This window comes from Tenacibaculum crassostreae, from assembly GCF_964512405.1.
In the GTDB taxonomy this organism is placed as follows: Bacteria; Bacteroidota; Bacteroidia; order Flavobacteriales; family Flavobacteriaceae; genus Polaribacter; species Polaribacter crassostreae.
In genome coordinates this window covers 188,064-201,931 of record NZ_CAZELE010000003.1, presented here as the reverse complement: position 1 = coordinate 201,931, position 13,868 = coordinate 188,064, and the positions used below count along the sequence as shown (strand labels likewise).

The window sequence follows — 13,868 nt, the reverse complement described above, 5'->3', positions numbered from 1 at the left end:
CACACAACACAACTAAAAAAGCCGCTTAATGCGGCTTTTTTTTATCTTTTAAATCATTCTTTTTTAAAAAACAGTTAAATACACAAAAGTGATATAAGCTGCTAATAACAAAATACCATCTCTCCATCCTAAACGCAATCCTTTAGGTATAAACACCAACGGTAAAACTGCGAATGAAATAGCCAACATCCAATAAATATCATTATCTATTAAACTGTAAGCATCTGGTTTTACTTCAACAGGAGTTATCATAGCAGTAATACCTAATACTGCTAAAATGTTAAACACATTTGACCCCACTAGGTTACCCAGCGATATTGCTTTTTCTTTCTTTAAAACTGCGATGATAGACGCTGCCAATTCAGGAACACTTGTACCTACTGAAACTATTGTAACTCCAATAACCGCATCACTAACCCCTAAACTTTTTGCCAAAGTAACCGAACCATTAATTAACAATTCAGAACCACCCCATAAACCAACTCCTCCAATTGCTAAGAATAACGCAATTTTATACAAAGGAAGTTCCTCATCGTCTTCTGGCATTTCATCTACAACCGCTTGCTTTTGAAAACGTAAAAGGTAAATTAAAAAAGCAATTAACATTGCAAATAAAATAGCTCCTTCATAAAACTGAATTGTTTTATCATTTACAATAAAAACATACAGCATTATTGATGCAATCATCATCACGGGCCAATCGGTTTTATAAAAACTTTTTTGAACATCAATAGAAGATAAAATTACAGTTATTGCCAACACCAATCCTAAATTAGCGATATTAGAACCAATTACGTTTCCAACCGCCAAACCAGTTGCTCCGTCTAAAGCCGATTTAATACTTACAATCAATTCTGGTGCTGAAGTAGCAAACGAAACCACCGTCATACCAATCACAATTTTAGGAATGTTTAGTTTTAGTGATAGTCCTACCGCAGCTTTCAATAACCAATTCCCTCCTAAAACTAACAAAGTTAACCCTCCGATTATATATAATATACTCATGTATGTTTTTTTTGCGAAGATAACCTTTTTAAAACATCATTTTTTTACAATAAAAAAACTAAAAAACACTTCGAAATAATCTATGATTTTTGTCAGCTACAATTGAATCAAAAAAAACTGAAAGTTCATTTTTCAACCTTCTAAAACATCATTCTTCCTTTGCTTTTTTAAAACCCTAAAAAAACACCCATTATTTAATTACACATTAAAACAATAAAATAAAATTCAATTTAATTTAAAAACAAAAAACAAGTAAATAAAATTACAAATTAAAACATATATAACTTTTTTAACTTCATATATCAATTCAAATTAATTAATTCTTCAAAAATCTCTTGGCAGGTAGTTTCAACACCTCATATATTAGAAAAACAATTCCGGAATACTAACTATTATAACTATTTAAAAACATCAAAAATCACATGATTACTATTATTATTAAATTAACTATTATTGCACTCAAAATTGCAGCAGAAATTGCACAACACATATTTTAATCAACTTTTTAAACAACTATTATTATGCTAACATTTATTGGTATTTTATTAGTTATCACGGGAGTGGTGGCTATGATCTTGAAAACTATCTTCAACAACAACAAAATTCTTAATTGGTTTACAGCCCAAAGAAGCATTCAGTTTATAGGAATTGGTATTGTAATGAGTATCATTACCGGAATGTTCTTTTACGCTGAACCTGGTACAGCTTACGCAGTTCAATACCCTTGGGGAGGGCAAAAAGCCGTTTTTCAACAAGGTATTAAAACTAAAATGTGGGGACGATTAATCCCTATCCAGTTTGAAATCCCAATTAAGTACGTGATTCCTAACGGTGACGGAAAATACGGAGACGAAAGTAAGTATGCTTATGTTGACAATGCTCGTCAATGGGAATTTAACGATGCGGTAAAAGGGCAAATTGCAACATCAATTGTAATAAGTATTAACACTACTGATGAATCTCAATTTTTATCGGTTGCCGACAGAAATAAGACTGAAAAAAACCTGATTAGATCTCGTATTGTTCCTAACATCGATCAATCTATCAAAAACACCTGTAAGCTAATGGCTGCTCAAGATTATATCTCAGGACAAGCAGCAGATTTTGACCGTTATTTTCAAGATCAGTTAGAAAACGGAATGTACGTTTTAGAAGAGTATGTAGAAAACCAAAAACCAGATGTTATTGGTGATAGCACAGTGGTTAGAACTGTTCCTAACAAAGAATCTCGTCAAAAAAGATTCAGAATAAAATTAGAAAACGGAGAACCAGTTCGTGTACAAGGAAACTCTTTAAAATCATACGGATTAACTGTTGTACAAGCGGTAGTTACTGAAATTGACTGGGAAGAAACTTTTGACAACCGTTTACAATTACAGAAAGAAGAAGTAGCTCAAACTCAACTGGAAAAACAACAAGCTGAACGTGAATTTTACCGTGCACAAAAAGAAAAAGCTAAAGGAGAAGCTGAAAAAGCTACTGAAAGAGCTCGTTTAGAAAAAGAGCAAATTCAACAAACTATTGCAGCTGAAACAGAAGCAAAGGTTGCTGAGTTTAATTTAATAAAAGAGAAAAAGCAATATGAAGTTGAACAATACAAAGCTAAGAGTAAAAAAGTTGCCGCTGACGCACAAGCTTACGAGAACCAAAAATTAGTAAGTGCAGGTTTAACTCCACAAGAAAAAGCTGAATGGGAATATAAAACCGCTGTAGGTGTTGCTGAACAAATTAAAGATTTAAAACTTCCTAGTACTTATATAGAAGGCGGAAGTAAAAACGGAAACAATGGGAATTTGCTAGAATCATTAATTGGTGCAGATTTAGCCAAGAAAATGATGGAAAAGAAAAAATAACAGACTAAACACAAAGTCAGAAAGTAAGGAAGCTTACTTTCTGACTTACAATAAATTATTTTTCGTTATTTTTGATATAGAATCAACTACTAATGAAAAAAAGCATTTTTAAACTATTAGCTAAACTAAATAAGACACTACTACCCTCTTTTACCAAAAAAGAGCTGGATATCACTAAAGCTTCTAAAATTCAATTAGCAGTTATTGGATGGCGAGCTTATGTTACAATTAACTCTTTAGATTAAAAACTTACATATTATGAACAAGCATATTAAAGTTTTTTCGGGAACTCAAATTTTTGTTAGTCGACTAAGTCAACTACTTGATGAAATAAAAATTCCTTATTTAATTAAAGATAATCAAGAAGCTGGAAGATTGGCAGGCTTTGCTACTTTAGGCAACTCAGTGGATGTATTTATCTATGAATCAGACCTTGAAAAAGCGCAGAGTACCATTAATGATTTTAAACACGAAATAGAAGCGGATAAATAAATTGAAAAAACACGAAAAAAATTATTTTTTTGCTTTACAATTTAAAAAACATCCTTATATTTGCACCCGCAAAAAGGCCTCGTAGCATAACTGAATAGTGCACTTGATTACGGCTCAAGAGGTTGCAGGTTTGAATCCTGCCGAGGTCACAAAAAAAGCTTCTCAATTGAGAAGCTTTTTTTATTAAAACCATTTTTTATACTTAAAGTATCCCAGCATAACTACTACGGTTAGCAAGATTACTCCCCACATTATAAAATATCCATTTCTATATGTTAACTCTGGTATATAATGAAAATTAGTACCGTAAACACCCGCTATAAAAGTAATAGGTATAAAAACGACAGAAAATATCGTAAGTATTTTCATGATATCATTCATCCTGTTATTTACATTGGTAGAATAGACTGTTAACTGTTCACTCAACATACTTTTATAGTTTTCAACAGAATCGTAGCTTCTTTCAACCAAATCGTTCAAATCATTAAAAAAAGGTTGCTCTTTTTTGGTTATTAATTCCGTTTTAAAATCTTTAAAATAACTTATTGCCTCTCTCGCGGGTCTTATCGCTTTTCTAAAGTAGTTTAGTTCAATCTTATTTCGATTTATCTCTTGTAAAATATTCTTATTAGGCTCTAAAAGAATTTTATCTTCCAACTCTTCAACTTTTTCACCAAAAATCTCCATCAAAAAGTTATAATTATCAACAATCACATCCAACAAACAATACATTAAATACGTTGTATTATAAGAACGAACTCTTCCTTTTTTATTGCGCAACCTATCTCTTACAGGTTCAAAAATATCTCCTTGCTTTTCTTGAAATGTTATCAATACATTTTTTAACAAATACATTGAAACTTGCTCTGCTTCTAATTGATGTTTTTGGTTATTTAAAAACATCATTTTTATACTGGTAAAAATTGAATCTTCGTCAATATCAACTCTCGGGCGCTGGTCTGTATTTACAATATCTTCTAAAATAAGAGTGTGAATATTAAAAAGCTTACCTATTTGCCTTATTAATTCAATATCATGTAAACCATCAATATTTATCCATATCTTTTTATAAACGGTTAAATATGTTTCGAGTTCATTTATACTTTGCAATTCCAACTCGTCAATAACATTTTCATCATACCCTATTAATCGGATACGAGTATTCTCTTCTTTTTGATGACCAACAAATACTGGACTTCCAGGAATTACATTTTTGGTGTTTTTTTGTTTGATTATAAAACGAGTCATGCTTTTATTTTAAGCGAGTTGAAATAATTTATACAGTTTGGCAAGTATAATGAGTTCTGATTTATTTTTACTTGCTGTTGCATCTGAAATTTCGTGTGATGCTGCTAATAAATTATGAATAGTTTCTTTAGAAAACTCTTTTTTATGTGTTGTGTAGTAATTTTTAAAGTTTTCATAAGCTTCGTCAGAAGTAGTCTTTTCTTTAAGCAACGATCTTAGTTCTTCATAAATTAATTCACTTTCTGAAGTATCTTTTGAAGTATTCCAGTTCTTCTCTACTCGCTTAACGATGCTTTTCTTTTCTTCAACAGTCATATTTTTATCTGCCATAGAAACAGCATAAAATAAGTTTGCAATGCTTTTATAAAAATCTTCGGTAAATTTCATAACTACGTAATTTCTGGCAATATTAAAATAGGGATCTTACTATGAAATGCTGATTTTTTAATCACATTTTCTTCCAACAAGCGATTAAAGAAATTGTATTTATGATTTATCAAAACTAATAATTCGCTGTCGGTTTCATCAATATGCTTTTCTATCGTTGACGTTTCTGAACCTTCCCAATCAATCTTTTTATAAACAACGTTTAAGTCTTGTAACATTTCCCTCAACCTAACTTTATGCTTTTGTTGATTTTCAGTTAAAAAACTCTCTTCTGACAAATTAACAACTTCTACCAAACATTTTTTTAGCGCGCTTAAACTTACCAAAAACTGTAATTCTTTAGCTGAATACTGTCTTTTATAATTTGTTGAAAATACAATTTGATGCAGCGGTTTGTATTTATAATTCATGGGAACTACAATTAACGGACAATCATTAATTGCAGTAATCATTTTCATAGTATTAGTTCCAATAAAAGTTTCAGCTAAACTTTTCGCTCCTTTTGTTCCCGTAACAACAACATCTATATTTTTATCTTTTATTGCATTTACTACAGCTTTCGTCAATGAATTTGAAGCTACTAGTTTTTCAAAAGTGAACGAACTTTCTTCTCTATTTAAAACTTCAATTAAATATTTTAGTTCATTTTCAATTTCATCATCCATCTCATTAAACCACTTGTCATTTTTTTCTTCGCTTAACAATTCTGAAGGCTGACTAACGTAAACATCCAACAAATAAATGGTTGCTTCAACCCCTTTAAACAACTGCTTGGTATAATTCAATGCATTTATTGCTACTTCTGAAAAATTATACGGAATTAAAATATTTTTCATAACTAAAAAATCATGATTACCTATCAAATATAATTTTTTATTTCGAGATTATATTAACGAAACCAGAACTATCTTTGTATTAAAAAACTAAATCATGAAGAATCGCTTTTTAGAGTTATCTATTTATAATCCTCTATTACAATTTTTACTTTTACTAACGATTTTGTTTTTTTTAATTTATTTAACCAAGAAACTTACAAGATCATATATTGTAAAAAACGCTATTGAGCCTCATAGAAGAAAGCTAATTTTAAATCTAAGCTACTTTTTATACTACACCCTAGCGTTTTTTATTTCGTTAATCATTTTCGGAATCAACTTAAAAGAAGTTACTGTTTTCGCATCATCTATACTTGCTGTACTTGGGGTTGGTTTTTTTGCTCAATGGTCAATTTTATCAAACTTAACTGCCAGTATTATCTTGTTTTTTTATCACCCAATGCGTATTGGCGATACCATAAAAATAATTGACAAAGATTTCGACTTACAAGGAGTTGTAAAAAACATAACCGGATTTTATGTTTTACTTTATATTTCTGAAGGAAAAAGAGAAATAACTATCCCTAATACTATTATTTTATACAAAGGAATAGAGTTAGTTAAAAAGAAAAACAACAGCTAACCTACTACAAATTAAATATTTAAAAAAAATAAAAAAAAGTTTGTTGTATTAAAAAATAGTTTACATTTACCTCATCTTATTATATAAGTCGAATGTTACGTTTTACTTATTTCGTCACTAACTTTTACGGGAAGATTAAAAGTTATTTAGTGTTTGGGAAACACAACGAAAAAATTAAGGTTTCTTCCACTCCTCAATACTCTTTACCACTGAATTTTTATAAACAGTGCGGTGATTGTTTAGCTTTAAGAGTCTAACTATTCATTTTATTTTGGTTTAATCATCTTGTTAAAAAACAACGATGCTTGTTACACTTTTTTATTTAAAATAAGTTTTTGGCAAAGCCTTAGCTTCTTTTTTAAATAATTCTTCTGTACTTAAAACACAGAAACAACTAAAATAATAATGAATACTAAATATAAAGACTTAATAGAACAAACGTTTGATTTTCCTCAAGAGGAATTTCACACAGAACAAAACAACTTGTTTTTTCACAACATTGATATGATGGAATTAGTGAAGCAATATGGCGCGCCATTAAAATTCACTTACTTACCAAAAATATCAGAAAACATAAACAAAGCTAAAAACTGGTTTCATAAAGCCATTGAAAAACACAATTACCAAGGAACTTACAACTATAGTTACTGTACCAAAAGTTCGCACTTTAAATATGTGTTAAACGAGGCTTTAAAAAACGATATACACATCGAAACATCTTCTGCTTTTGATATCGACATTGTAAAATCATTAAAAAAAGAAGGGAAATTAAGTGATGATGCTTATGTATTATGCAACGGTTTTAAACGCGATCAATACATAGCAAACATTATTAGTTTAATAGATGGTGGACATACCAACTGTATTCCGATTATAGACAATTATGAAGAACTAGATTTACTTTTAGATGAAACTAAAAGCAAGTTCAATGTTGGAATTCGTATTGCTTCGGAAGAAGAGCCTAAGTTTGAGTTTTACACAAGCCGTTTAGGAATTGGTTACAAAAACATCGTATCGTTTTATGAGCGTCAAATAGCTAACAATCCGCAGGTTGAACTAAAGATGTTACACTTCTTTATCAATACAGGAATTAAAGACAACGCTTATTACTGGAACGAATTGTTAAAGTGTTTAAACGTATACATTAAACTTAAAAAAGTTTGTCCAACCTTAGACAGCTTAAATATTGGTGGAGGTTTCCCTATTAAAAACTCATTAGCTTTCGATTATGACTATGAGTACATGGTAGATGAAATCATCAATCAAATAAACGTAGCTTGTAAAGAAGCAGGGGTTGACACACCTAATATTTTTACTGAATTTGGAAGTTTTACTGTTGGTGAAGCTGGTGGAGCAATTTACGAAGTACTGTATCAAAAAAGACAAAACGATCGTGAAAAATGGAACATGATTAACTCATCTTTCATTACCACTTTACCAGATTCATGGGCTATTAACAAGCGATTTATCATGCTTCCTATTAACAAATGGAATCACAGATACGAACGTGTGTTATTAGGTGGATTGACTTGTGATAGCGATGATTATTACAACTCAGAACAACACGTAAACGGAATATATTTACCAGTATACGAAAAAGAATCTCCTTTATATGTAGGCTTTTTCAACACAGGTGCTTATCAAGAAACTATAGGTGGTTTTGGCGGACTACAACACTGTTTAATTCCAACCCCAAAACACATATTAATTGATAAAAACGAAAATGGTGATTTCACCACAAAATTATTTAAAGAACAACAAAAAAGCGAAGAACTATTATCAATCCTAGGGTACTAGTTTAATATTAATAAAAATGGAAAAAAGAAATTACGCAGGTATTCCTGATCAATACGCAAAGTTAGAAACTGCTAAAGTAGTATTAATCCCTGTTCCTTATGACGGAACTAGCACTTGGCAAAAAGGAGCAGATAAAGGTCCTGAAGCTTTTTTAAACGCTTCAGAAAACATGGAGCTTTACGATATAGAAACTGATAGTGAAGTGTACAAAGAAGGAGTTTATTTAGCTCCTGCTGTTACTGAAGATTCTTCTCCTGAAGCTATGGTAGAAGCAGTACATGAAACGACCAAAAAATACATCAATAAGAATAAATTTGTAACGCTTTTTGGTGGAGAGCATTCAATTTCTATCGGAACAATTCGTGCATTCAACGAGTGTTTTAACAACTTAACAGTGTTACATATCGATGCACATGCCGATTTACGTAAAGAGTACGAAGGAACAAAATGCAACCACGCTTGTGCGGTTTACGAAGCAAGCCAAAACACTAACTTAGTACAAGTAGGAATCCGTAGTATGGATATTACAGAAAAGTCATCAATGAACTTAGATAAAGTATTCTTTGCGCATGATATGGCTGTAAATGAATATTGGATGGATGATGTTATTGACCAATTAACAGGAAACGTTTTTATCACGTTTGATTTAGATGCAATTGACCCATCATTATTACCAAGTACAGGAACACCAGAACCAGGTGGGTTATTTTACTATGAAACACTTGAGTTCTTAAAGAAAGTATTTACTGAAAGAAACGTAGTAGGATTTGATATCGTAGAATTATGCCCTAACGAAAACGAAAAGTCTTCAGACTTTTTAGCGGCTAAATTATACTATAAAATGTTGAGTTATAAATTCGCATCTAACATGGAAGACGAAGAAGATTATAGCGATGATGATAGCTCACCATTTAATAAATTATCGAAGTTTAAAAGCAACGACGACGATTATTAAAATGCGCTTACAAACCATTGCGTATCATTTAGAAAAACGAATTTTACTTAGTACAGTTCGTAAACAATTTAAATCGTACAACCTAGTAAAAAGAGAACACTCTTTTTTACTTTATAAATTTAAAAACGACTCATACATCTACGTAAAAGATTATGGAAGTGTAGTTTTTATAAATTGTGAAGAAGTTGTTATAACCGAAATTGTTAATTTTTTAGCAGGTAAAGAAATCGCAACCTTCGATCAATTACCATCAGAAAAATACGAAATCACTTTTTCTGATACGATTGAAGTTGATTTTGGAAGCATACAAGTTAAAGAACTAAATGACGATGTAGCACATACCATCATGCTAAATTTAGCACAATCGGTAGCATTGATGAATTATGTGAATAAAACATCTGATTTGCACGATAAAACATTAATATATTCTAAGCAATTAGAAAGAACAGGAAGCTTTAAGCTTTCTAAAGTTCAAATGAGAAAATTCATTGGTAAAACCATGAATTTAAAAAATAACATTGCAGAGAATTTGTTTGTTTTTGACTCACCAGATGTAGCGTGGAGCAACAAAGATTTATCGGATTTAGATTACAAATTAAAAGATGAATTAGACATTGTAAAACGCCATCAAGGAATAGAAAATAGTTTAAACGTAATTAAAGAAAATTTAGATTTATTCAACGATATACTACAACACAAATACAGCAGTATGCTAGAATGGATTATTATTATTTTAATCCTTTTTGAAGTGGTACAGGTTATTATTGAAAAATTAATATAAAACACAGAGTTTATGAAATTACTACATAAAAAAAACTCATGGTAATTTCATAAACTCACAAAAAACAATAAAAATGGATAAGCCAATAACCAATTTTATAGAAAAATACTTTTTACACTTTAACGCTGCTGCATTAGTAGATGCAGCAAAAGGATACGAAGCACAATTAGAGCAAGGATCTAAAATGTTAGTTTCATTAGCAGGAGCAATGAGTACTGCAGAATTAGGAAAGATTTTTGCCGAAATGATTCGTCAAGGTAAGGTTGATATTATTTCTTGTACAGGTGCAAACCTTGAAGAAGATATTATGAACTTAGTAGCACATTCGCACTACAAAAGAGTTCCTAATTACCGTGATTTAACTCCGCAAGACGAGTGGGATTTATTATTAAAAGGATTAAACCGTGTAACTGATACTTGTATTCCTGAAGAAGAAGCTTTCCGTCGTTTACAAAAACATGTTTTCAAAATTTGGAAAGATGCTGAAGAAGCAGGCGAGTGTTATTTTCCGCATGAATACATGTACAAATTATTACTTTCTGGTGTTTTAGAAGAATACTACGAAATCGATTTAAAGGATTCTTGGATGTACGCTGCTGCAGAGAAAAACTTACCAATCGTAGTTCCAGGGTGGGAAGACAGCACGATGGGTAATATCTTTGCTTCATATGTGGTAAAAGGAGAATTAAAAGCATCAACCATGAAATCTGGAATCGAATACATGACTTTCTTAGCAGATTGGTATACAGACAATTCAGAAAAAGGAATCGGATTCTTCCAAATTGGAGGTGGAATTGCAGGTGATTTCCCTATTTGTGTTGTACCAATGTTGTATCAAGATTTAGAAAGAGAAGACACTCCTTTTTGGAGCTATTTCTGTCAAATTTCAGATTCTACAACAAGCTACGGTTCGTATTCTGGTGCAGTACCTAACGAAAAAATTACTTGGGGTAAATTAGACATCGATACTCCTAAGTTTATTATAGAAAGTGATGCAACTATTGTTGCTCCGTTAATTTTTGCGTATCTTTTAAACATGTAATACATGAAACGAGTTATTGTAGACTATTCAAAACTAACTACCGATATATTAGATTTATTGGTAGAGAAATATCCTGACGGATACGATCATTCAGACATTATTTCCTTTAAAAACAGTAAAGGAGAAACAGTAAAAGCAGTAGAAGTTAAAACTGAAGACACTTTGTTTTTAGTGAAAATAAGTTCTCAACTGCAACAAACTATGGAAGATTATGATGCAGATGATGTAGATGATGATGATGACAACGATGACGAGTTTGATGAAATTGAAGTATCTGATAATTTTGACAATGATTAATTAAAAAACCATGAATCCAGCATTTCACATGTCGCTTCCATGTTTAAACATTAAGGAGACGATAAGTTTTTACACCGATGAACTAGGTGCTACAGTTGGAAGAGTAACCAAAGAGTGGGTAGATATCAATCTTTTCAATAATCAATTAACCTTTGTTTTAGTTGATACATTTAATTTTGAATATCCTAACTACCAATTTGAAAACCATTCTTTACCTACTTTTCATTTCGGAGTAATTGTGAACAGCAATGAATGGGAAGAAATTTACGATAGAGTTAATTATTGGTTATCGGGTCATAATATTAAAAAAACTTTTTTAAAAGATAAACATGGTGAACACGTGTCATTTTTTATAAAAGATCCTAACGGATATACTTTAGAATTTAAAACTTTTATACAAGAAGACGGAATGTTTATGATGTAAATTAAAGCGCGCTATGGCTTATTACAACTCTCAACAAACAGTTACATTAGTCGGCGTATATCAAGGATACACAAACGGCTATTACGTTTTTGAATTAGAAAATGGTGATATTATCGATTTTGAACAAATCAACAAAAAGAATTTAGAAGCTTTCGATTTAAAATCATCTGCATTCAAAAACAAGAAGTTTAAAATAACTTACAAAGAAATTTTTGACGATGTAGACGATGAAAATTTGGTTATTTTTAAATTAGACAACCTTCAATTACTTTAAAACAAAAAACCCATTCTAAGTAAAGAATGGGTTTTGCTTTTATAAAATTTTAAGTATCGATTTATATTGGTCAAGATCTATTCTTCCACTAAAAATCTTAGTGGTTTTCAAAATAATCTCTTCTGCCTTTTCTTGAGAAAAACCTAACTGAATTGCATATTTTAATATTAGTTTTCGCTCAGCATCATCAATTATATGATCAGAATAAATTATTTTAAACAAATCTAACAAGCGCTCTAACCTATCGTCAGTATTAATATGAGGTACTACTGGATATTTTTTAGAATTTTTCAAAATTTCTTGATATTCTTCTTCTGTTATATCAAGCTTTCTTGCAAAACGATTGACAAGCTTTTGCTCATCTTCATTCAAATCACCATCTACAGTAGCAAGGTTTACAATTGCACTAAAATGCGCTACGTTATTTCTATGTTTACTTGACTCATATAAATCTACAATACTCATAATCACTCTATTTTTTTAATTGATTGTAACACTAAAACTTCAATATCTTCATCTTCTTCTGAAGCTTGATAGTCGTATGTAATTTCAAACTCTTGATCTATAAACTTACTATCTTTTAGGTTGTAGGTTTTTAATATTTTTTCTGAAACTGTTTCGAAAGTAATTACCTCTTCATCGTTGTCATCATTTACAAACGAAAATGTATATCCATTATCATCAAATCCCTGAAAAGTTGCTATAACTTTTGTTGGCTCTTCTGTGTTTTTATTTTTTGTAGTAAGCGCTAAATTAGTAGCTATAAATAATATAAAAATTGCTTTAATAATACCTGTTTTCATTTTCTTTTAAATTTAAGTATATATAATTTACTTTCTTGGGTATTTACCACAACAAGCCCAACTTACTTTTAGCAAAAACCTAAAATAGGTCATGCTCGTGGAAATAAAGAAAATGATGTTACATAGGCATTAATTTTACGCTATACATTACTATATAAATATACGTTATTTTTTGTTCAGTTTAACAAAAAAATAATTCAATAAAAAAGACCTAAAACTTTCGTTTTAGGCCCTTTCGTCTAACCAAACTTAGTATAAAAACTAACTACTACTATTTTTATTTTTTTGAAGAGACTTCTCTTTTCGGATGAAAATAATTAAGGTGTATAATCTTAATCGGAGAAGCCTATATATTTAAGGGATAAATACCTACTTTGAACTTTTTAAAAGCTACTTTTCTGTTTCGCTTTCATATAATAAGACACAGCATTATTTAATAAGTCACATGAAAACATAAAAAAGCTCAAAAATTTCTTTTTGAGCTTTTTATTAGTATAAATATTTTCTTAAAACTACTCTATGTTCTGGTATCGATTTATCATAATCAGCTACTAGTAACTCTAGTATTTCTGGCGGTTTCTTTCCTATTTCTTTTTTTGAATTGTATTTAGATACATATAGATTATAAATTGTTGCTGTATCTTCAATTTTCTTTTCAAAAATTAAAAAATGCTGTTCGTTTAATTCTGAAAAGCAAATATCATTCTTTTGAAATGTTTCAGAATTGTCTGTAAAAAAACCTGAAAATTCGTAATACCTAAAAACGTTTTCCATTCTTATACAATCTCTGCTGACAACCCTAACTCTAACAACTTAGAGCATCTAGGTTCTAAATCTTTGTACTCTCCTGTTTTAACAGCACACTTTCCTTTGTAATGAACTAAAATAGTACATTGTTCTGCTTGTTCTAACGTATGATCGCACACTGTAACTAAACTATCAATTACAAAATCAAAAGTATTTACATCATCATTGTACAAAACAATTTCGTGTTCTGTAGTTTCTTGCAATAAGACGTCAAGCTCTTCTTGTATTTTTTCAATCGTACTCAT

Annotated in this window: 19 protein-coding genes and 1 tRNA gene; 12 read left to right on the top strand and 8 right to left on the bottom strand. The window is 30.4% G+C overall.

Translation table 11 applies throughout. The annotated features are described in order from the left end of the window. Nucleotides 1-63 precede the first annotated feature (63 nt). Nucleotides 64-1,005: a calcium/sodium antiporter gene (locus ACKTST_RS03185; RefSeq protein ID WP_408046354.1), complete on the bottom strand. Its 942-nt coding sequence runs from the start codon at nt 1,003-1,005 to the stop codon at nt 64-66. Nucleotides 1,006-1,526: 521 nt separating this feature from the next. On the opposite strand from ACKTST_RS03185, the gene ACKTST_RS03180 reads away from it, so the two are divergent. The 4 genes from ACKTST_RS03180 (at nt 1,527) to ACKTST_RS03165 (ending at nt 3,499) form a co-directional block, all read left to right on the top strand. Next, nucleotides 1,527-2,858, top strand: a complete 1,332-nt coding sequence (locus ACKTST_RS03180) for a hypothetical protein (protein WP_408046353.1) — start codon at nt 1,527-1,529, stop codon at nt 2,856-2,858. Between the two features lie 92 nt (nt 2,859-2,950). Beyond that, nucleotides 2,951-3,103 carry an SsrA-binding protein gene (locus ACKTST_RS03175; RefSeq protein WP_408046352.1) on the top strand — a complete coding sequence of 51 codons (153 nt, stop codon included), beginning with the start codon at nt 2,951-2,953 and terminating at the stop codon, nt 3,101-3,103. 13 nt (nt 3,104-3,116) lie between these two features. Further along, nucleotides 3,117-3,350: a putative signal transducing protein gene (locus ACKTST_RS03170; RefSeq protein ID WP_408046351.1), complete on the top strand. Its 234-nt coding sequence runs from the start codon at nt 3,117-3,119 to the stop codon at nt 3,348-3,350. A gap of 75 nt (nt 3,351-3,425) precedes the next feature. Next, a tRNA-Arg gene (locus ACKTST_RS03165) sits at nt 3,426-3,499 on the top strand. 34 nt (nt 3,500-3,533) lie between these two features. Here the strand turns inward: ACKTST_RS03165 and corA are convergent. The 3 genes from corA to ACKTST_RS03150 are packed head-to-tail and all read right to left on the bottom strand — an operon-like array spanning nt 3,534 to nt 5,821. Beyond that, nucleotides 3,534-4,598 (bottom strand): magnesium/cobalt transporter CorA, encoded by a 1,065-nt coding sequence (corA, locus tag ACKTST_RS03160; RefSeq protein WP_408046350.1) that lies wholly within the window; start codon nt 4,596-4,598, stop codon nt 3,534-3,536. A 9-nt stretch (nt 4,599-4,607) separates the two neighbouring features. Then, nucleotides 4,608-4,985 carry a hypothetical protein gene (locus ACKTST_RS03155; RefSeq protein WP_408046349.1) on the bottom strand — a complete coding sequence of 126 codons (378 nt, stop codon included), beginning with the start codon at nt 4,983-4,985 and terminating at the stop codon, nt 4,608-4,610. Between the two features lie 2 nt (nt 4,986-4,987). Continuing rightward, a complete protein-coding gene (locus ACKTST_RS03150; protein ID WP_408046348.1) occupies nt 4,988-5,821 on the bottom strand; it encodes a universal stress protein in 834 nt (277 codons plus the stop codon). A gap of 94 nt (nt 5,822-5,915) precedes the next feature. Between ACKTST_RS03150 and ACKTST_RS03145 the strand changes: the two genes are divergently transcribed. The 8 genes from ACKTST_RS03145 (at nt 5,916) to ACKTST_RS03110 (ending at nt 12,013) form a co-directional block, all read left to right on the top strand. Further along, nucleotides 5,916-6,443 carry a mechanosensitive ion channel domain-containing protein gene (locus ACKTST_RS03145; RefSeq protein ID WP_408046347.1) on the top strand — a complete coding sequence of 176 codons (528 nt, stop codon included), beginning with the start codon at nt 5,916-5,918 and terminating at the stop codon, nt 6,441-6,443. Between the two features lie 405 nt (nt 6,444-6,848). Continuing rightward, on the top strand, nt 6,849-8,240 hold the full coding sequence (locus ACKTST_RS03140) for an arginine decarboxylase (protein ID WP_408046346.1): 1,392 nt from the start codon (nt 6,849-6,851) through the stop codon (nt 8,238-8,240). A gap of 16 nt (nt 8,241-8,256) precedes the next feature. After that, complete coding sequence (gene speB / locus ACKTST_RS03135; protein WP_408046345.1) at nt 8,257-9,195, top strand: agmatinase; 939 nt, start codon at nt 8,257-8,259, stop codon at nt 9,193-9,195. Further along, entirely contained in the window at nt 9,134-9,976 is an 843-nt protein-coding gene (locus ACKTST_RS03130) for an RMD1 family protein (RefSeq protein ID WP_408046344.1), read from the top strand. The genes speB and ACKTST_RS03130 overlap by 62 nt, the downstream gene beginning before the upstream one ends. Nucleotides 9,977-10,049: 73 nt before the next feature. Continuing rightward, the gene (locus ACKTST_RS03125) at nt 10,050-11,018 is read left to right on the top strand and encodes a deoxyhypusine synthase family protein (RefSeq protein ID WP_408046343.1); all 969 of its coding nucleotides are present in this window, start codon (nt 10,050-10,052) and stop codon (nt 11,016-11,018) included. A gap of 3 nt (nt 11,019-11,021) precedes the next feature. After that, nucleotides 11,022-11,315, top strand: a complete 294-nt coding sequence (locus ACKTST_RS03120) for a hypothetical protein (protein WP_408046342.1) — start codon at nt 11,022-11,024, stop codon at nt 11,313-11,315. Between the two features lie 10 nt (nt 11,316-11,325). After that, on the top strand, nt 11,326-11,739 hold the full coding sequence (locus ACKTST_RS03115; RefSeq protein WP_408046341.1) for a VOC family protein: 414 nt from the start codon (nt 11,326-11,328) through the stop codon (nt 11,737-11,739). Nucleotides 11,740-11,752: 13 nt separating this feature from the next. Beyond that, nucleotides 11,753-12,013 (top strand): hypothetical protein, encoded by a 261-nt coding sequence (locus tag ACKTST_RS03110; protein WP_408046340.1) that lies wholly within the window; start codon nt 11,753-11,755, stop codon nt 12,011-12,013. A gap of 39 nt (nt 12,014-12,052) precedes the next feature. Here the strand turns inward: ACKTST_RS03110 and ACKTST_RS03105 are convergent, their stop codons facing one another. From ACKTST_RS03105 to ACKTST_RS03090, 4 genes are all read right to left on the bottom strand, one after another. Then, a complete protein-coding gene (locus ACKTST_RS03105) occupies nt 12,053-12,478 on the bottom strand; it encodes a tellurite resistance TerB family protein (protein WP_408046339.1) in 426 nt (141 codons plus the stop codon). Between the two features lie 2 nt (nt 12,479-12,480). Then, nucleotides 12,481-12,816 carry a hypothetical protein gene (locus tag ACKTST_RS03100; protein ID WP_408046338.1) on the bottom strand — a complete coding sequence of 112 codons (336 nt, stop codon included), beginning with the start codon at nt 12,814-12,816 and terminating at the stop codon, nt 12,481-12,483. A gap of 489 nt (nt 12,817-13,305) precedes the next feature. After that, nucleotides 13,306-13,590 (bottom strand): hypothetical protein, encoded by a 285-nt coding sequence (locus ACKTST_RS03095; protein ID WP_408046337.1) that lies wholly within the window; start codon nt 13,588-13,590, stop codon nt 13,306-13,308. A gap of 2 nt (nt 13,591-13,592) precedes the next feature. Then, nucleotides 13,593-13,868 carry an ATP-dependent Clp protease adaptor ClpS gene (locus ACKTST_RS03090; RefSeq protein ID WP_408046336.1) on the bottom strand — a complete coding sequence of 92 codons (276 nt, stop codon included), beginning with the start codon at nt 13,866-13,868 and terminating at the stop codon, nt 13,593-13,595.